18 protein-coding genes and 1 pseudogene are annotated in these 18265 nt (G+C 71.4%); 8 read left to right on the forward strand and 11 right to left on the reverse strand.

Features of this window, described 5'->3' with window-relative positions; translation table 11 throughout:
• The first annotated feature begins 202 nt into the window (after window positions 1–202).
• Window positions 203–571, forward strand: a complete 369-nt coding sequence (locus tag LV78_RS21340; RefSeq protein WP_253847131.1) for a VOC family protein — start codon at window positions 203–205, stop codon at window positions 569–571.
• On the opposite strand, the gene LV78_RS21345 is transcribed toward LV78_RS21340, so the two are convergent.
• From LV78_RS21345 to LV78_RS21360, 4 genes are all read right to left on the reverse strand, one after another.
• Window positions 568–1323 (reverse strand): hypothetical protein, encoded by a 756-nt coding sequence (locus tag LV78_RS21345; protein WP_253847132.1) that lies wholly within the window; start codon window positions 1321–1323, stop codon window positions 568–570. The two genes, LV78_RS21340 and LV78_RS21345, sit on opposite strands and share 4 nt — an antisense overlap.
• A gap of 548 nt (window positions 1324–1871) precedes the next feature.
• Entirely contained in the window at window positions 1872–2558 is a 687-nt protein-coding gene (locus tag LV78_RS21350) for a histidine phosphatase family protein (protein ID WP_253847134.1), read from the reverse strand.
• Between the two features lie 125 nt (window positions 2559–2683).
• Window positions 2684–3508: an undecaprenyl-diphosphate phosphatase gene (locus LV78_RS21355; protein ID WP_253847136.1), complete on the reverse strand. Its 825-nt coding sequence runs from the start codon at window positions 3506–3508 to the stop codon at window positions 2684–2686.
• Window positions 3505–4554, reverse strand: a complete 1050-nt coding sequence (locus tag LV78_RS21360) for an LLM class F420-dependent oxidoreductase (RefSeq protein ID WP_253847138.1) — start codon at window positions 4552–4554, stop codon at window positions 3505–3507. Before LV78_RS21360 ends, LV78_RS21355 begins: the two co-directional genes overlap by 4 nt.
• A gap of 61 nt (window positions 4555–4615) precedes the next feature.
• Here LV78_RS21360 and LV78_RS21365 point away from each other — a divergent pair, with 61 nt between their 5' ends.
• Entirely contained in the window at window positions 4616–5581 is a 966-nt protein-coding gene (locus LV78_RS21365; protein WP_253847140.1) for an aldo/keto reductase, read from the forward strand.
• Between the two features lie 73 nt (window positions 5582–5654).
• On the opposite strand, the gene LV78_RS21370 is transcribed toward LV78_RS21365, so the two are convergent.
• Complete coding sequence (locus LV78_RS21370) at window positions 5655–6899, reverse strand: hypothetical protein (protein WP_253847142.1); 1245 nt, start codon at window positions 6897–6899, stop codon at window positions 5655–5657.
• Between the two features lie 165 nt (window positions 6900–7064).
• Between LV78_RS21370 and LV78_RS21375 the strand changes: the two genes are divergently transcribed.
• From LV78_RS21375 to LV78_RS21385, 3 genes are all read left to right on the forward strand, one after another.
• On the forward strand, window positions 7065–8030 hold the full coding sequence (locus tag LV78_RS21375) for a YncE family protein (RefSeq protein ID WP_253847143.1): 966 nt from the start codon (window positions 7065–7067) through the stop codon (window positions 8028–8030).
• Window positions 8027–8257 carry a DUF5703 family protein gene (locus tag LV78_RS21380; RefSeq protein ID WP_253847145.1) on the forward strand — a complete coding sequence of 77 codons (231 nt, stop codon included), beginning with the start codon at window positions 8027–8029 and terminating at the stop codon, window positions 8255–8257. The genes LV78_RS21375 and LV78_RS21380 overlap by 4 nt, the downstream gene beginning before the upstream one ends.
• A gap of 225 nt (window positions 8258–8482) precedes the next feature.
• Entirely contained in the window at window positions 8483–8830 is a 348-nt protein-coding gene (locus tag LV78_RS21385; RefSeq protein WP_253847146.1) for a hypothetical protein, read from the forward strand.
• A gap of 431 nt (window positions 8831–9261) precedes the next feature.
• Here LV78_RS21385 and LV78_RS21390 read toward each other — a convergent pair whose 3' ends face one another.
• From LV78_RS21390 to LV78_RS21405, 5 genes and pseudogenes are all read right to left on the reverse strand, one after another.
• Complete coding sequence (locus LV78_RS21390) at window positions 9262–9594, reverse strand: hypothetical protein (RefSeq protein WP_253847148.1); 333 nt, start codon at window positions 9592–9594, stop codon at window positions 9262–9264.
• A gap of 120 nt (window positions 9595–9714) precedes the next feature.
• Window positions 9715–9960: pseudogene (locus LV78_RS42045) on the reverse strand (helix-turn-helix domain-containing protein); the annotation flags it as partial.
• Window positions 9961–9969: 9 nt separating this feature from the next.
• Window positions 9970–10992 carry a caspase family protein gene (locus tag LV78_RS21395; RefSeq protein WP_253847149.1) on the reverse strand — a complete coding sequence of 341 codons (1023 nt, stop codon included), beginning with the start codon at window positions 10990–10992 and terminating at the stop codon, window positions 9970–9972.
• 37 nt (window positions 10993–11029) lie between these two features.
• Entirely contained in the window at window positions 11030–11383 is a 354-nt protein-coding gene (locus LV78_RS21400; protein WP_253847151.1) for an effector-associated constant component EACC1, read from the reverse strand.
• Between the two features lie 521 nt (window positions 11384–11904).
• Window positions 11905–13035, reverse strand: a complete 1131-nt coding sequence (locus LV78_RS21405; protein ID WP_253847153.1) for a type I restriction endonuclease — start codon at window positions 13033–13035, stop codon at window positions 11905–11907.
• Between the two features lie 261 nt (window positions 13036–13296).
• Here LV78_RS21405 and LV78_RS21410 point away from each other — a divergent pair, with 261 nt between their 5' ends.
• Entirely contained in the window at window positions 13297–13758 is a 462-nt protein-coding gene (locus LV78_RS21410; protein WP_253847155.1) for a GNAT family N-acetyltransferase, read from the forward strand.
• A 318-nt stretch (window positions 13759–14076) separates the two neighbouring features.
• Here the strand turns inward: LV78_RS21410 and LV78_RS21415 are convergent, their stop codons facing one another.
• Window positions 14077–14880 carry a TetR/AcrR family transcriptional regulator gene (locus tag LV78_RS21415; protein ID WP_253847156.1) on the reverse strand — a complete coding sequence of 268 codons (804 nt, stop codon included), beginning with the start codon at window positions 14878–14880 and terminating at the stop codon, window positions 14077–14079.
• A gap of 78 nt (window positions 14881–14958) precedes the next feature.
• Here LV78_RS21415 and LV78_RS21420 point away from each other — a divergent pair, with 78 nt between their 5' ends.
• Complete coding sequence (locus LV78_RS21420) at window positions 14959–17223, forward strand: ATP-binding cassette domain-containing protein (protein WP_253847158.1); 2265 nt, start codon at window positions 14959–14961, stop codon at window positions 17221–17223.
• 174 nt (window positions 17224–17397) lie between these two features.
• Complete coding sequence (locus LV78_RS21425; RefSeq protein WP_253847165.1) at window positions 17398–18171, forward strand: siderophore-interacting protein; 774 nt, start codon at window positions 17398–17400, stop codon at window positions 18169–18171.
• Window positions 18172–18265: the final 94 nt, after the last annotated feature.

Raw genomic sequence — 18265 nt, forward strand, 5'->3', positions numbered from 1 at the left:
CGTAGGGCAGCGGGTGCGTTGGTCCGCGCGGAACCGCACCGGTGCGGTCCGGGGGCCCGAAGGGGCCGGTCCCCGGAGGGGCGGGCGGGCTGTGTCGCCGCGCCTGGACGCGCCGTGCCGCGCTGTCCGCGCCGTCGTGCTGCGTCGTCGGGCTGTGTTCGTCGTGCTGCGCCCACGTCCGGGTGAGGCCACACTCGACGGGGTGAAGCTGACCGCGACCGTCCTCGACACCACCGACCCCAGGGGCCTGGCGCGGTTCTACGGCGCGCTGCTCGGCTGGGAGATCGCCACCGACGAGAGCGGCTGGGTGACGCTGCGCGACCCTGCGGGCGGCGCGGGCCTGTCGTTCCAGGCCGAACCCGCCCACCGGCCGCCGGTGTGGCCCGCGGCCGAGGGCGACCCCCGGATGATGATGCACCTGGACGTCGAGGTGACCGACCTGGCGGCCGGGGTGGCGCGCGCCGTGGAGCTGGGCGCCCGCCTGGCCGGGCACCAGCCGCAGGCGGACGTGCGCGTGCTCCTGGACCCGGCGGGCCACCCGTTCTGCCTGTGGGTGCCGCAGGAGCGCTAGCCCAGCGGCGTCCACACCCCGTCGGCGCGCTCGACGCGCACGTTGGCCGCCCCGACCTCGGCGACCGCGATGGTGATCACGGCCTGCCCGGTGCCCGCCGCCGCGAACACCACCGGGGTCTTGCCGTGCCGCTCGCAGAGCTTGCGCAGCGTGGCGCAGATCGACCCGAACTTGCCGTGGCTGCGGTCCTTGTCCGCGCCCCCGACCACGCCCACCTGGGTGTCGGACCACACGTCGACCCGGATCGACAGGCTCCCCCGCTCCGGCTCCATCCGCAGCTCGGGGTCCTGCCCGCCCTTGTGGGTGGTCGTGAAGGGCGCGGCCCACTCGGGCACCCGGTCGCGGGCGACCCAGCCGCCGTCCAGGGCCTTGGCGGCGGACACCTCCCGCGCCTCCCCCAGCTCCCGACCGGCCGCCCCGCCCTCCTGCGCGGCGCCGATCGCGGCGGCCAGCTCGGCGAGGTCCGCGAACGACGCGCCCGCGTGCAGCCGCTTGCCCAGGAAGGCGCCCGCGCCGCGCGGGTCGAAGCCGGGGACCTTCTTCAGCTCCTCCACCAGCGCCCGCACGTCCGAGTGGGCGACGCCGCCGACGGTGATGGCGCGCTGGACGGCGACCAGCCCCGTGACGGCGGTGTTGCCCGCCGCGCGCTGCAGGGCGAGCACCCCCTGCGGGCCCACCGGCTCCGCGTTCCGGTGCTCGCGCCCGCCGCGCCCGTGCTCGGCGTGCTCGTGCCCTCGCTCGTGCGCCCGCACAGGACCTCCCGGTGTCGGGCTCCATGCTCCCGGCCTCCACCGCCCCGCCGCAGTGGCGCGCGGGATGCCCGAGGGGGCGGTGTTCCCCGCCCCCGGCGCCGCCCCGCGACCACTGGCGCGCCGCCCGGAGCACCCCCGTGCCGGTTCGGCCGCACCCCCGCCGCCAGCCGGCGGACACCGCCGGTGGTCCCGCAGGGTGACCGGGGATGCACACAGCGTCGTTAACAGTAAACAGGCTTGCGACGACCGGCCTGGACCGAAGAGCGCATCCGGTTCGCCCCGACGTGCGCTTGCCCGCCGTGTTTCCGGTGTGTTTCCGCGCCGTTTGAGCTGCGCTTTTTCCCCGTCCACCTCCCCGGTTGGGCCGCTCGACCGCACCCGGAGGCCACAACTCCACACCGGTTCCTAAATTGCGGGACCGCGCTCACCAGCGGGTTTCCCGCCATACGATCAGATCGCCCGGTCACCCCGCAGGCCGGGCGCGCACAGGACCAGTGGCCCCCGGCCCACCCTGCCCCGGCCGGGGGCCACCCTCTCCGAGGTCGAGCTCACGCCCCGGTGGTGCCACCCACGACCGCGTCCGAGGACGCGGGCTTCTCGACCGGGGGCACCACGCCCGCCAGGTCGCCGCCGTTGTCGTTGACCCGCAGCACGAACGGCCGGGTCTCGGTGTACCGGACCACCGACAGCGACGCCGGGTCGACCACGATCCGCTGGAACCCGTCCAGGTGCGCGCCCAGCGCGTCCGCCAGCAGCGACTTGATCACGTCGCCGTGGCTGCACGCCAGCCACACCGCGCCGGGCCCGAACTCCTCGGTGATCCGCGCGTCGTGCGCCCGCACCGCCGCCACCGCCCTGGCCTGCACCCGCGCCAGCCCCTCGCCGCCGGGGAACACCGCGGCGGACGGGTGCTGCTGCACCACCTTCCACAGCGGCTCCTGCAGCAGCTCCTTGATGGGCCTTCCGGTCCACTCGCCGTACTCGACCTCGGCCAGCTCCGGCTCCACGGCCGCGGTGAGGCCGCGCTCGGCCAGCAGCGGCTCCAGGGTCTGCCCGCAGCGCTCCAGCGGCGAGGTCACCACCGCGTCCAGGCGCACCCCGGCGAGCCGGTCGACGAGCGCGCGGGCCTGCCGCTCGCCGTCCTCCGCGAGCCGCACCCCCGGTTGCCTGCCCGCCAGGATCGCGGAGCCGTTGGCGGTCGAGCGCGCGTGCCGCAGAAGGATCACAGTAGCCACGCTGCCAGCCTAAATCGCCCCGCGAACCGATCACCGCGCGGGACCCGTCGCACCCTGCGGACGCCGGTGGCCCGGAACGCGTCGTCGCGTTCCGGGCCACCGGGGAAAACCAGGTTCCGCCGAACTCAGGTCGCGCTGATCAGCCCCATGGACAGCAGACCCATCAGCACCAGGCCCAGCAGCAGCCGGTACCACACGAACACCGAGTAGCTGTGCTTCGACACGTACCGCAGCAGCCACGCGATGGTGGCGTAGCCGACCACGAACGACACCAGCGTCGCCACGATCATCTGCGGCACCGAGGCGGCGTTCGCCTCGGACCGGTCGAGCACGTCCGGGATGCTGAACAGGCCCGCGCCGAACACGGCGGGCAGCGCCAGCAGGAACGAGTACCGGGCCGCGGAGGCCCGGTCCAGCCCCAGGAACAACCCCGCGGTGAGCGTCCCGCCGGAGCGGGAGACACCGGGGATGAGCGCCATGGCCTGGGCGAAGCCCATGCCGACGGCGTCCTTCATCTCCAACTTCGAGCGCACCTGCTTGCCGACGTGGTCCGCCACGCCGAGCAGGATGCCGAACACGATCAGCACGATCGCCGTGATCCACAGGTTCCGCAGCGACGAGCGGATCTGGTCCTTGAACACCAGGCCAAGAACACTGATCGGAATCGAACCGAGGATGACGTACCACGCCATCCGGTAGTTCTCGGTCTTCCGGGCGGCCTTGCTGAACAAGCCCTTGAACCAGGCGGACAGCAGTCCGCCGATGTCCTTGGCGAAGTAGATCAGCACTGCCAGCTCGGTCCCCAGCTGGATCACCGCGGTGAACGAGGCGCCCGCGTCGTTGCCGAAGAACAGCGTGGACACGATGCGCACGTGCGCCGACGACGAGATGGGGAGGAATTCCGTGAGTCCCTGCACCAGGCCGAGGACGATGGCCTGCAACCAGCTCAACTACCCACTCCCGCCAGATCCAAGGCCTCGGACGCCGCGCGGAGCGCGGCCGTCCCCTGGGCCAGATCTTGCAGCATGGGCGAGACGGTCAGCGTCGTGACCCCCGCTTGGGCGTAGGCGGCCATCCGGTCGGCGATCCGCTCCACCGGACCGAGCAGCGAGGTGGCGTCCAGGAACTCCAGCGGCAGCGCCGCCATCGCCCCCGCGTAGTCCTTGGCCAGGTACCGCTCCTGCACCTCGGCGGCCTCGGCGGCGTAGCCCATGCGCACCGCGAGGTCGTTGTAGAAGTTCTTCTGCCTGCTGCCCATGCCGCCCACGTACAGCGCCGCGTACGGCCGCACCAGGTCCGCGCAGGCCCGCCAGTCCTCGCCGACGACCAGCGGCGCGGTGGGCACCACGTCGAACCCGTCGAGGCCCTTCCCGGCCTTCTCGCGGCCTGCGCGCAGCAGGTCGAGGGACTCCCCGGCCTGCTCGGGGGAGAAGAACAGGGCCAGCCAGCCGTCGGCGATCTCGCCCGCGAGCTGGACGTTCTTCGGGCCGACGGCGGCCAGGTAGAGCGGGATGTGCTCGCGCACGGGGTGCACGGTGAGGGTGAGCGCCTTGCCGGGGCCGTCCGGCAGCGGCAGCACGTAGTGCTCGCCCTCGTGCCTGAGCCGCTCGCGGCGCAGCGCGGTGCGCACGATCTCCACGTACTCGCGGGTGCGCGCGAGCGGCTTGTCGAAGCGCACCCCGTGCCAGCCCTCCGACACCTGCGGCCCGGACACGCCCAGCCCCATCCGGAACCGCCCGCCGGACAGGGTGTCCAGGGTGGCCGCCGTCATCGCGGCCATCGCCGGTGTCCTGGCGGGGATCTGCATGATGGCGCTGCCCACGTCCACGCGTTCGGTGTGGGCGGCCACCCACGAGAGCACGGACGGCGCGTCCGACCCGTAGGCCTCCGCCGCCCAGACCACGGAGAAGCCGAGCCGGTCGGCTTCCCTGGCCAGTTCGAGGTTCGCGGCGTCGTTGCCCGCGCCCCAGTACCCGAGGTTCAGTCCCAGTCGCACACGCGGACCCTACCGACCGGTAACCACGATGGCCAGGTGATCACCCTCTAGGCTTCGCCGCGTGGAACAGCGATACCTGGGACGCAGCGGTCTGCGGGTGTCCCGGCTCGGGCTCGGCACCATGACCTGGGGCCTGGACACCGGGCCCGACCAGGCGGCGAGCCAGCTCCAGGCCTTCACCGAGGCGGGCGGCACGCTCGTGGACACCGCCGACGTCTACTCCGACGGGGAAGCGGAGCGCATCCTCGGCGCACTGCTGGGCGAGGTCGTGCCACGCGATCGGGTGGTGCTGGCGACCAAGGCGGTCGCGCGGCGCGACGACGGCCCGTTCGGCGGCGGCGCCTCGCGCGGGGCGCTGCTGGCCGCGCTCGACGGCTCGCTGCGCAGGCTCGGCGTGGACCACGTCGACCTGTGGCAGCTGCACGCCTGGGATCCGGCCGTGCCCCTGGACGAGACCCTGTCCGCGCTCGACGCGGCCATCGCCTCCGGCAAGGTCCGCTACGCCGGGGTGTCCAACTACTGCGGCTGGCAGCTGGGCACCGCCGCCACCCTGCCCGGCCACACCCCGATCGTGTCCGACCAGGTCGAGTACTCGCTGGTGGAGCGAGGTGTGGAGCGCGAGGTCGTGCCCGCCGCGCTGCACCACCGGGTGGGGCTGCTGCCGTGGGCGCCGCTGGGGCGCGGCGTGCTCACCGGCAAGTACCGGCACTCCACGCCCGCCGACTCGCGCGGGGCCTCCGAGGCGCTGGCCGGGTACGTGGAGCGGCACCGCACCGAGCGGGCCGGGCGGATCGTGCAGGCCGTGCTGACCGCCGCCGAGGGCCTGGGCAGCTCGCCGCTGCGGGTGGCGCTGGCGTGGGTGCGGGACCGGCCCGGCGTGGTCGCGCCGATCGTGGGGGCCAGGGACACCGTGCAGCTGGTGGCGTCCCTGGCCAGCGAGGACCTCGTGCTGCCGTCCGCGATCCGGGCGGCGCTGGACGACGTGAGCGCGGTGGGGTTCGGCTACCCGGAGACCGCGCTGGGCTGAGCGCGGGCGCGCGGCGCGGAACCACCCGCCGCCGCGCCCCGCCCAGGTCCCGCTCCCGCGTCCCGCCTCGCGCTCAGCCCTCGTCCGGCCCGCCACGCCCCGCACCTTGCCCGGTCTGCCCCGTCTGCCCGGTCGGCGGGGTCGGCGGGGTCCGCCCCGCCTGGGCGCCGCTCCCCGCCTGCCTGCCCACGCGCCTGCCCCGCCGCTTGGCCGGGTGGTGCGCCGCCGCCCGCTCACGACCGGGCTCCGGCTCCTCCTCCGCCAGCTCCCGCGCCGCCAGCAGCCACGGCGGCGCCCCGTCCACCGCCTCCTCCAGCCACGCCGAGGCCCGCGCGGCCCGCTCCACCGCCCCCGGAGCCCGCACCCGGCGCGCCAGGTGCTCCACCAGCGCCCCCACCCTGGTCGCGGCGGGCGGGTGGCAGCCCGCGAACGGCACCGGCGCCCCGGTGCGCTCGGCCAGCGCGTGCACCGCCTCCTGCAGGAACAGCGGCAGCAGCAGCCCCACCACCAGCAGCCGCTCCCGCTCGTCGCGCTCGCGCGGGGCCGCCCGGTCCACGTCGCGCAGCAGCACCGAGGCCGCCAACCGGTCCGCGTCGTGCTCGCCCGGCCAGCCCACCGACCTCGCGTCCAGCGCCCCCACCGGGGTGCGCGCCTCCGTCCACCGGACACCCGACACCAGGTCCCCGCGCAGCACGTGCGCCACCTCGTGGGCCAGCAGGAACCCCAGCGCGTGCCGCCACAGCTCCCCCGCGACCGCCGCGCGCGCCCCGGACAGCTCCGGGAGCGGTCTGGGACGGGCGGCCCCGTTGCCGTGCAGGTGCGCGTTGAACGCCTCGGCCAGCGCGTACCCGACCCGGTCCCCCACCAGCAGCGGCTCACCGCCCTCCGGCCCGGCCGCCACCATGATCTTCACCACCCCGCGCAGCAGGTCCAGCAGGCCGCTGTCCACCAGCAGCAGCGCCCCGCCGCCGGGCACCGGGTGGCACAGCCCGTCCAGCGCGCCGGTCGGGAACACCGCCGGGTGCAGCGGCGTGGTCACCGGCAGGCCTGTCGCCCAGGACAGCCGCAGCACCGGCGGCAGCGCCGCCTCCAGCGCGGTCTGCCAGTCCCGCAGCCGCTCCTGCCGGTAGGCCGGTGGACGCAGCCTGACCTCGACCAACCGTCCCAGCAGCACCTCGCGCCGCTCGCCGCCGACCGTGGCCCAGGTGTGGTAGCGGCCGTCCGGGCGGACGGGGCGGGGAAGGGGGTCGAGGTGGTCCACGACCCTCCGGTTGCGCAGCAGCTCCTGGTGCCGCTCCTTGAGCCGGTCCACCGTCATGCGCCCTCCTCCCGTTCACCGGGCATGGTGTCCCTGGGTGGGTGTCGGCGGGGGCCGTATCACCTCGCCGGACCAGCGATTCCACCCTCCCCCTGCGTGACGGCGGCCGTTCGGTGATGGATGCTGGGGTCCGGTTGTGCGAACGGGTTAACTGGAGGTCCAACAGTGCGTCGTCTGGCCGCGGTGGTGCTGACCGGGGCGTTCCTGGTCACCGGCTGCTCCGTCGAGGACACCCCGTCGGACCCGCTCCAGGTCGCCGCGACCCTGTACCCGGCCACCCCCGCCGCCTCCCCGGCGACCACCACCGCCCCCGTCGGGCAGGTGCTGCCCTCGGGCGCGGCGAGCGCGCTGGCCGTCACCGGCACGCACCTGGCCGTGGCGCTGACCGACCCGCCGTCCGTGGCCCTGTACCCGCTCGCGGGCGGCGACCCGCTGACGGCGGCGCTGCCGGGACCGGTGGAGTCGCTGGTCGTGGACGGCGCGGACGTGCTGGCCCCGGTGCCGGGCAGCGGCGTCGTGGTGACCGTGCGCCCGGACGCGAGCACCACCTCGCAGGAGGTCGGCGGCGCGCCGGTCGACGTGGCGCGGGTGGGCGGGAAGCTCGTGGTGGCCCGGCGCGAGGCCAAGGACCTTGACCTGGGCGGGCGCACGATGGCGGGCTTCTCCAGCCCCGACCGGGTGCTGGCCTTCGGCGACAAGGCGATCGTGCTCGACCGACCGCGCAGCGCGGTCTTCGACGTGGACCCGGCAGCCGAGCGACCGGGCGCGGGCCTGCGTGCGGGCGAGGGCGCGACGAACGCGGTGGCCGACCGGTACGGGCGGGTGCTGGTGGTGGACACCAGGGGCGGCGAGTTCATGGCGTTCTCCAGCAGCCCGCTGATCATGCGCCAGCGCTACCCGCTGCCGGGCGCCCCGTACGGCCTGGCCTACGACGAGCGCACCGACCTGGCGTGGATCACGCTGACCGAGCGCAACGAGGTCGTCGCGTTCGACGTCGCAGGCGGTGAGCCGAAGGAGGTCCACCGCTACGCGACCGTCCGCCAGCCCGACTCGGTGGCGGTGGACCCGGAGACCGGCCGGGTGTACGTGGCCTCGGCGGGCGGCGAGGGAGTGCAGGTGATCGAGCCGTGAGCGAGCAGCCGTCGGTGGGCGACGCGGTGGTCGAGGGCGACTGGGAGTACCGGCCGCTGCGGCTGCCGCCGGGCGTGTCGCGGCGGGCGGCGGCGACGCAGCTGAGCATCCACGCGGAGTTCGCCGGGTGGGAGCTGGCCAGGACGCTGCTGTTCGGCGACGGGTCGCGCAAGGTGTGGCTGCGCCGCAGGCGCTCGGCGGCGGTTCTGCCGGGTCTGATCACCTGAGCTTCTTCCCGGCGCGAACGGGGTACCCGTGGTGCGCCGGCGGTCCGGGTAACCGCTGGTGGGCCCGGCCCCGCCCCGTCCGCGAGCCGCCGTTCACCGCAGCGCGCTGCTCCGTTGGCGGGCATTGCTACGCACCCCTACCCGCCGTTACTGTCCAGGCGGGCGGGCGACCCAGTTGCACTGGAGGCCGCCCTCAACCACCACAGCTGTGGTACCACACCTGTGGTGATCGGGGTCCTGACGCCCATTCTGCTCACACCGAGCGCCCCGCCGCTCACCGAGCGCGCCGAAAACCCCGAACCTCGTGCCCGGCGGACCCGCGCCTACTGGGTAGAAAGTGTTCAGTTGTCTACATGGCGACGTAGCGGACGTGTGGTGTCTGGAGTAGTCACGAACGATGTGCGGCTGGCGTTGACGGCGGCGCAGGAACCGGCGGTTCTCGTGCGCAAGCCAGTCGATATAAGGAAGCCCGTGAACACGGCAGCGGTGAACAGTTCGGTGAACCACAACGCGCCCCACGAGGCGACTGTGGACATGACGTTGGCCCGCAGCCGTTTTCCGGCCACTGCATGATCGACGCACGCCCCTTCGGCACCTGGGAGCGGCCGGGCGGCACGGCATCCGAGCGCAGCCCACGCTGGTCGACCCACGCGATCGCCGCTTCCTGGGTCTTCGCCCTGGCCTCGACCACCGGATACTGATCACCCGGCCACGCGCGCATCGGAGCGGGCTGCTGCTCGGTATCAGTTTGACCACGGTTTGGCGGGTCCACAACGGCCCGCGATCAGCAACTCCTCCGGGGTGTGGGGCCATCGCCACGAACAACGCGCCCCGACCCTCCGCATTGATCAGTTCGACCGGACCAGGACGTCCTCCTCTGTGGGGTGCCAAGCCGTCACACCCGTCTCTCCGGTAGGCATGACACTAGGTGCCCACCGACCGCCCGGAGTCCCCGAACACCTCCACAACCCTGCGATAACCTTCGATATTGGCAGTCGACTGATTCAAGGCTTGAAGGTAGTTTCTCCGCGACCGCGCCGAAGGCGCTCCAGCGCGTCTGCTGCGCTGGCCGAGCCAGCCTCCTTCGCCTCGCGAAGCGCCTGGATGCAATCGTCCCGGCGGCCCTGCCGCCAGTACATAGCGGCGATTTCGTACTTGGCGTCGATCGAGCCGTTTCTGGCTTCACGTCGTAGAATCCGCTCAGCGTCTCCGTGGCGTCCCTCTCCTTCGAGCCGGCGCGCTTCGCGGACTTCCTCAGTCTGCTGGCCTCGCGATGCGCCCACGGGGACGATCAGCCGCCGCTCGGCCTGCGCGCTAGGCACGATCAGTTGGTTCACTGAGGCAGGCTGCGTTGGGCGTGCCATCGGTGGCGGGGGAACGAGGTTTTCGTGGCGGGTACGCCAGACCTCACCGTCATAGTCGCTGGAAGGTAAGCGGCGGCCAGTATCGTCCGCGTGTGTACCGCATGCGTGGACTACGGCGAGAATTTCGTCCATTGACGGGTTCCGTCGGCCTGTCATGATTTCATGGATGGCCGACTCGCTCATCGGAGTGCCGCCGAGTCGAGTCTGGCGTGCAATTTCCTGTGTTGATGGGTCGCCAGCCGCTTCGCGCAGTCGTCGCAGTTCACCGGAGATGTTTGTGCGTGGACCGGTGGCGGTTGGCGCCGGACTATCCGATGATGATGCCGCCTGGGACGACATTGCGGGCTTTTATGGCTGGGGAGCAGACTGCGTTGAGTTCGGCTGTACTGGCTGTTCGCGCTTCGACGCAAGGCTCGCGAGGACGGATTTCATAGTGAGGTGGCTGTCCAACTCCGCTGAGGAGATTCCGTTTGCCGCCTGCAGGTCGTCAACGACGGCTTGCCGCTCGTGCAGATCTTTTTCTGCGACACTTTGCTCGCCGTCGACAGTGTGCCCCCGAGTGGCAATCTGAGCACGCAGTTCGGCGTTCTCGGCTTCTAGTCGTCGGTTGGTTTCCCATGGATCGTTGCGAGTCTCCGACGGTGCCAGGTTGCGTGTAAAAATGTAACCCTCAGGTTCGCCGACACTGCGCATCTGCGGAGTTGGCAAATTTTTCGCTGTCAGCCGTTCTTTGACCGCTTTGAAGAGTAGGCCGAGCGTTAAGTTGGCCGGCCGCTGTGGCACGCCCTGTCCGACGGTGTCCGCGAGGTACTTCGTGAAGTAGGTGTGCGGTTTCCGCCCGTACTCCGTGTCCGTTTCACACCACGCTTCTTGGTAGGCACTGCTGGCGGTGATCACGTACGCCTCGGGTTGATCCGTCCTGCGCAGGAGGAGATTGGCTCGACTTTCCGAGGAGCCGAGCGAGTGCTTGGGGTCCACAGCAATTCCCGAATAGCAACAATCGAGAATAACGATCTTGACGGAGGCATTGCTGTGATGCAGGGCCCCCCGTACGGAGCGGTACTCCAGGCTGGTGGTGGAGCGCCGGTGCAGTTCCAGTCGCGAGTTGCCCAACCCAAGGCACAGTTCGCCATTGTGGTCGTCCTGACCGTGGCCGACATAATAGAATAGCGCCACGTCGGTTACGCGGTCGAAGACGGTCATCAGCCGGTCAGCAAGATCTCCTGGGTTTGCCGGGTTGTCGATGCGGGTGACGTCGGCTTTCGGCCAGCCGATGGCAGGCCCGGTAAGAAGGTCGTACATGCAGTCCATGCTGTGCCGGACTGCCGGTACGGAGGGCAGGTGCTCGTAGTCCCAGGTGCCGATGAGCACAGCTGCAGATTGTCCGCGCTCATGCAGTCGTAAGGGTTTACTCATTGCGCAGCTTATTGCTTAGATCGACCACGATGGGCATGACGTCCTTGACGTTTTTCGCGGTTATGGCGGTAGTCCTGTCCTTGCCGGCCTCATCCTTATCGGTGATCTCGATTCTAAGGTCGGATCGGCGTGCCCGGAGGAAGTTCGGCAGCATCTTGATCAAAGCGATCAGTCCGGCGCCGCTGCCGACGACGGTCAGGTAGTCGGCTGCACCGAGCAGACCAGGTACGGGCGCCCCTGGGACGCGTTCCACGTAGGTGTTCTGAGCAAGACTCAGCAGCCGCTGCAACGACAGCAGTTCAGCATTATCAGAGATTCGCAATTCAAGACGGCCCTCGTAGTCCATGCACCCAGCGCCTTTCATTCAAAGGTGGTTAACCTGAACAGAGCCGGAACAGGATAAAGTTGCCCCAGCTCAACATCCATAACTCGCAAATCGTCTCAACAGCTGATCGCGCTACACGGTTGCCGTAGAACCAAAGCGCGCCCGGAGTGACCCCAAGCTGGTCGACCAACATGGCCACCGCTACTGCCGACGCCTTCTCCGGCACGAAACGCAGCCACGTGCACAGTGTCACGGCCCGGCCTAGGCCGATTCGCCGGGCCACGCCTGCGGCCGGGATCGACGAACGCGACCCCCCTGGTGTCAGGGTGAAGAAACGGAACAGCTCGTCCGATCTCCGGGCCCCTGCAGGCGCTCCAGTTCCTCCTCCGCGACTACCGACGTCGCCAAACACGGCCCCCATCCAGTATCAGATCCCCTGTTCAGGAGCCTGCTCAGCCATATCTGCTCGCTTTTCTGCGAGCACTACGGCGACCGCACCCCGGAGGCCGTGCGCCCTTCGGGACTCCTCCCCCTGGAACGTCTCAGGCGGCCGGAGGTTCGGCCGAGGCACCCAGGTACCGGGTCACGGTCTGCCGCAGCAGCTCGGCGTGCAGGTAGATGTCCTCGACCCGGTCGATCGCCACCCGCGTCTCGACCTTCTGCTCGTCGAACACCCCGAGGTACTTCTTGGACCGGTTGAACCACAGCCGGGCGATGGGCTTGCGGTTGTTGTCGTCGAGCAGCACGCCGAAGTAGGTCTTGGTGTCGCGGGCGAAGACCCTGGTCGCGGGCACCGCCCCGCACACGATGGCCCGCACGATCCGGAACCCCTCGACCTCCTCCTCGGTGGTGACGATGTCGCTGCCGCGCTCCTCCACCCCGGCGGGCGGCGCCTCGACGGGCGCGGGCTCGCTCTCCTCGACGGCGGGCGCCGCCCCGACCCCGCGCACGTACGACCCGCCGCCGAGCGCGTTCTTGAGCCGGTCGTTGACCTGGTCGTTGAGGAACTGGCGGCACGCCTTGTCCACGAGCGGCGCGAACTGCTCGCGCACCCGCTGGGTGAACGAGCCCTCGTAGACGCGGGTGGCCAGGAACTTCACCCAGTCGTCCTCGGGCTCCTTGAACTGCGCGGCCAGCACCCGCTTGAGCTGCCCGATGTACTTGAGCTCACCGGCCGCGCTGATCACCGAGTCGAGGTCGAACGCCTCCTTGGTCAGCTTCGCCAGCTCCGGCAGCAGCGTCTCGTCCACGTCGGAGAAGTCCATGACCAGGAACGGCTTGGCGTCCATGCGGTTGGGCGCGTCGAGGTCGGTGTAGAACTGGTACACCTCGCCGTTGGTCAGGATCGCGATTCGGGCATTGGTCGCCGCGAAGTAGCGGAACAGCTGCGAGGCGTGCTCCAGCTTGAGCGGGTCGTTGACCTTCTTCGCCTCCAGCAGGACCTGCACCTGCCCGTCGTGCACGATGGCGTAGTCGATCTTCTCGCCCTTCTTGGTGCCCACGTCGGCGGTGAACTCGGGGATGACCTCCGCCGGGTTGAACACGTCGTAGCCGAGGACCATGCTGATGAACGGCATCACGAAGGCGTTCTTGGTCGCCTCCTCGGTCTCGATCCCGGCCTTGAACTTGCGGATCTTCATGGCCAGCGCCTGCGCCCGCTCCGCGATGTCCATCCCCAGCTCCCGTCCGATAGGCAGCACCAACGCGGGGCGGCGTGCGCCGATCGGCGACCTTCGCGCCGCGCCCGTTCAGCCCATCGATCCGCGAGCCGCGCCCGTTACCAGCGGATACGTGATCGCAAGCCCGGCGAACCGGACATTCTCACTCGATCGGGGGAAGCCCGGACGGTCGCGTCCCGCCACGCCCGAACACGATCCGCGACAGACCGGTGATCCCACGTGACCGCTCCCGGCGCGATCCGCCACGATGTACCGATGCCAACCCCAGACCCCGCCGCCGCCCCGCGCGTCAGCCTGCGCCCCCTGGACGAGCCGGGGATCGAGCGGCTGCTGCAGGTCGCGCTGGCCGACGCCGACCCCGAGGACGTCATGCCGCCCGGCTGGAGCACCGACGCGCAGTTCCGCGCCTTCTACCGGGGGATGCCCGCGTTCGAGGTCCTGGTCGACGGTCGCACGGCCGGGATGGCGCGGTTGACCGACGACGGCGAGACCGGCATGTGGCTGGCCAAGTCCGCGCGCGGCGCGGGGGTGGGCAAGGCCGTGCTGCGGCTGGTGCTGGCGCAGGCGACGCGGGCCGGGCTGCGCGCGGTGCTCGCCGACACCACCAGCGACAACGCCGCCGCGCTCGCGGTCCTGCGCGCGTCCGGGGCCGCGCTGCGCGTCGAGGGCGACCGGGTGCTCGCCGAACTGCCCCTGTCGGACACCCCCGACGCCTGACCGGCGGGTACCGGCACCGGCGCTGACGTCAGCACCGACGCGCCAGCACCGAGGCCAGCACCGAGGCCTGGGCCGCCGCGCGCCACGACGGCCGGACGCACGTCATCCGGCTGTCGCCCGACCGGTTCGGACTTCCGGGCCACTCCGGACTGCACCCCGGACCGCCCACACCCCAGGGCTGCGCCCCGACCGCGCCCGGTCGAACGCGGCGGCTGGCACACCCCTGAACCCGACCGCCAGGAGCCCCCTCCGCGGCCACCCCCGGTGCCCGCGCCCACCCGGCACAGCCACCGCGAGGCCGTCCCACCCCGCGCCGCCTCACCCCCGAGCCCGCGCCGCCGCGACCTCGATCCCGTCCAGCAGCACCTCCAACCCCGCCGTGAAGCTCAACGCCGCCTCCCGCTCCAGGTACCCGTCCCCCTCCGGTGGCCCGTCGCCGGAGACCTCCACCGACGGCGGCGGGTCCTCGTTCACCCACACCACCATCGGGAACCGGTTGCTCAAGTCGTACACGTCCAGCAGCGGCGCCCGCCCGTACCACCACTCCTCGTCGCCGACCCCGGTCGCCTTCGCCGCCCCCCGCGTGTCGGCGGTGACCTGCGCGGCCCCCCGCACGAACTGGGTCAGCGCCCCCACGATCCCGCGCAGCCCGGCCTTGTCGATCCCGGTCTCCCGCAGGATCGTCACCAGCGTCTCCAGGGTCGCGAACTCGTTCGGCCCGAGCACCGGACGGGCCTGCGAGACGTGCAGCACCCACGGGTGCCACAGGTAGAACGCCCTGGTGTCGCACGCCCACTCCCCCAGCGCGGGCCGCCACCCGCCCTCCAGGTCGTACCGGTCGGGCAGGTCCGCGAGCACCCGGTCGTACATCAGGTCCACCAGCTCGGTCTTGCCCGGCACGTACGTGTAGAGCGCCATCGCGGTCCGCCCCAACCGCTCGCCCACCGCGCGCATGGACAGCGCCTCCATGCCGCCGTCGTCGGCCACCGCGATCCCGGCGTCCACGATCGCGTCGACCGTCAGCCCCTGCTTCGGCCCCGGTCTCACCTGGTCGACGGCGTCCTCCCGCCACAGCAGCGACAGGGACCGCCGAGCATCACCCTGCCCAGCGTACAAAACCACTTGCAACTCCTTACACCCTAAAGTACCTTCGAGCCCGCCACCACTTTACGCCATAAACAACCACGGGGGAAACAGGGAATGCCCAACGCAGCGGACAGCCACGACGCGATCGAGGTGCGCGGGGCCAGGGTGAACAACCTGGCCGACGTCTCGGTCGACATCCCCAAGCGCAGGCTGACCGTGTTCACCGGCGTCTCCGGCTCGGGCAAGTCCTCGCTGGTCTTCGGCACCGTCGCCGCCGAGTCCCAGCGCCTGATCAACGAGACCTACAGCGCCTTCGTCCAGGGCTTCATGCCCACCGTCGGCCGCCCCGAGGTCGACTCGCTGCGCAACCTCAGCGCCGCCATCGTCGTGGACCAGGAGCGCATGGGCGCCAACGCCCGCTCCACGGTCGGCACCGCCACCGACGCGCACACCATGCTGCGCATCCTGTTCAGCCGGTTGGGCGTCCCCCACATCGGCACCTCGGCCGCGTTCAGCTTCAACCTCCCCGACGGCATGTGCCCGCGCTGCGAGGGCCTGGGCAAGGTCTCCGCCGTCGACGTCGACCAGCTCGTCGACCGGACCAGGTCCCTGCTCGGCGGGGCCATCACCGTGCCCGGCTTCACCGTCGACAACTGGTACGTGCAGACCTACGTCGCCTCCGGCTTCTTCGACCCCGACAAGCCGCTGGCCGACTACACCGACGACGAACTGGCCAAGCTCCTGCACGGCGCGGCCACCAAGGTCAAGCTCGGCTCCACCAACGTCACCTACGAGGGCCTGGTCGACAAGGTCCAGCGCCTCTACCTGTCCAAGGAGCGCGAGTCGCTCCAGCCGCACCTGCGCGCCTTCGTCGACCGCGCCGCCACCTTCACCGCCTGCCCGGCCTGCGCGGGCGCCCGCCTCAACGAGGCCGCGCTCTCCTCGCGGGTCGACGGCCTGAACATCGCCGACTGCTCCGCCATGCAGATCAGCGACCTCGCCGACTGGGCCGCCAAGCTCGACGCCCCCTCCGTCGCCCCCATGACCACCTCCCTGCGGCACACCCTGGACTCCCTGGTCCACATCGGCCTCGGCTACCTGAGCCTGGACCGCCAGTCCGGCACCCTGTCCGGCGGCGAGGCCCAACGGGTCAAGATGGTCCGCCACCTCGGATCAGCGCTCAGCGACATCACCTACGTCTTCGACGAGCCCACCGTGGGACTGCACCCGCACGACATCCAGCGGATGAACAGCCTGCTCCTGCACCTGCGCGACAAGGGCAACACCGTCCTCGTGGTCGAGCACAAGCCCGAGACCATCGAGATCGCCGACCACGTGGTCGACCTCGGACCGGGAGCGGGCACGCACGGCGGCCACATCTGCTACACCGGCGACGTAGCGGGCCTGCGCGCCTCCGACACCCGCACCGGCCGCCACCTCGGCCACCGCGCCGCCCTGCGCGCGCACCCCCGCACCCCCACCGGCACGCTGCCCATCACCGGCGCCACCCTGCACAACCTCAAGGACATCAGCGTCGACGTCCCCCTAGGCGTGCTCACCGTGGTCACCGGCGTGGCGGGCTCGGGCAAGTCCTCGCTGATCCACGGCTCCCTCGACGGCCGCCCCGGCGTGGTCACCGTCGACCAGTCCGCCATCCGGGGCTCGCGCCGCAGCAACCCCGCCACCTACTCCGGCCTGCTCGACCCGATCCGCACCGCCTTCGCCAAGGCCAACAAGGTCAAGCCCGGCCTGTTCAGCGCCAACTCCGAGGGCGCCTGCCCGCGCTGCAAGGGCATCGGACTGGTCTACACCGACCTCGCGATGATGGCGGGCGTCGCCACCCCGTGCGAGGAGTGCGAGGGCAAGCGCTTCACCCCGCAGGTGCTGGAGCACCGGCTGCGCGGTCGCGACATCAGCGAGGTGCTGGCGATGCCGGTGGCCGAGGCGCTGGAGTTCTTCACCGAGAAGCCCGCGCGGGCGATCCTGGAGCGCATGTCCGACGTCGGCCTCGGCTACCTGACGCTCGGCCAACCCCTCACCACCCTGTCCGGCGGCGAGCGCCAACGCCTCAAGCTGGCCATCCGCATGGGCGACGCCGGGGCCACCTACGTCCTGGACGAGCCCACCACCGGACTGCACCTGGCCGACGTCGACCAACTGCTCGGCCTGCTCGACCGACTGGTCGACGCGGGCAACACCGTGATCGTGATCGAGCACCACCAGGCCGTGATGGCGCACGCGGACTGGATCATCGACCTCGGGCCGGGCGCGGGCCACGACGGCGGGCGGATCGTGTTCGAGGGCACCCCCGCAGACCTGGTCGCGCAGGCGCACACCCTGACCGGCAGGCACCTGAAGGAGTACGTGGGCACGGCCTGACCGGACCGCCGTGCGGGTCCCCCGGCCACGCGCCGCTCCGGGGACCCGCACGGCCCCCAGCCCCGTCACCCCGCCCCTTCCGGCACCCGACCCCCTTCCGGACGGGGCACCCTCTCAAGATCATTTATCGGGGTGGTGATCACGCCGTTCCCGCCAACCACCAGGATGTGCGCCATGCTTGCCCTGACCGTCAGCAAAACCGAGTTCGTCGTCCCCCAGGTCGTCCGGATCACCTTCACCGGCGAAGGCCTGGACGCCATCCACACCTGGCCCGACCAGCAGGTGAAGCTCCTCTTCCCCCGCCCCGGCCGCCCCCTGCCCGAACTCGTCTACGAGGAGGACACCTACGGGATGGGCTGGTACCAGGCGTTCATGGCCATCCCGGAACCCGAACGCCCCTGGATGCGCAGCTACACCATCCGCCACCACCGCAGGGAGCAGTCCGAGGTCGACATCGACTTCGTCCTGCACGAGGACTCCCCCGGCCCCGCCACCACTTGGGCCACCACCGCGAAGCCCGGCGACGTGATCGGCCGCTACGGCCCCTCCGCCGCCTACACCCGCCCCCTCAAGCGCGCCGACTGGTACCTGTTCGCAGGCGACGCCACCGCACTGCCCGCCATGGCCAGCCTGATCGAGTCCCTGCCCGAAGGCGCCACGATCCTGGCCATGAGCACCGGCCCGGAACAGCCGTTCCCCCTCCCCGGCATCCGCTGGGTCGACGACCTGGCCACCGCGCTCGCCGACACCGAACTCCCCACCGGAACCTCCACCGCCTGGGTGGCAGGCGAAGCCTCGGTGGTGCGCGCCCTGCGCAGGCACCTGGTCCAGGACCGAGGCCTTGACCGAGGCCGGGTGGAGTTCACCGGCTACTGGCGCAAGGCCCTCGCCCAGGACGACGCCCCCACCGACGAGGACCTGGCCGACGCCCGCGAGAAGACCCAGTAGACCGGACGCAGGGGGAGACCGGACGCAGGAGGGCGAGCACGACACGGGCAGGTGCACCACAGACGCACCTGCCCAAAGCCCTCACCGAACCCAC

It is taken from the genome of Actinosynnema pretiosum, assembly GCF_024171695.1.
GTDB classification, from domain to species: domain Bacteria; phylum Actinomycetota; class Actinomycetes; order Mycobacteriales; family Pseudonocardiaceae; genus Actinosynnema; species Actinosynnema pretiosum.

Coding starts and splice junctions, on each gene's coding strand:
- LV78_RS21405 (WP_253847153.1), bottom strand. CDS start 13,035: ATGGACATCGCGGAGCGGGCGCAGGCGCTGGCCATGAAGATCCGCAAG.
- LV78_RS21425 (WP_253847165.1), top strand. CDS start 17,398: ATGCTTGCCCTGACCGTCAGCAAAACCGAGTTCGTCGTCCCCCAGGTC.
- LV78_RS21420 (WP_253847158.1), top strand. CDS start 14,959: ATGCCCAACGCAGCGGACAGCCACGACGCGATCGAGGTGCGCGGGGCC.
- LV78_RS21410 (WP_253847155.1), top strand. CDS start 13,297: ATGCCAACCCCAGACCCCGCCGCCGCCCCGCGCGTCAGCCTGCGCCCC.
- LV78_RS21400 (WP_253847151.1), bottom strand. CDS start 11,383: ATGGACTACGAGGGCCGTCTTGAATTGCGAATCTCTGATAATGCTGAA.
- LV78_RS21370 (WP_253847142.1), bottom strand. CDS start 6,899: ATGACGGTGGACCGGCTCAAGGAGCGGCACCAGGAGCTGCTGCGCAAC.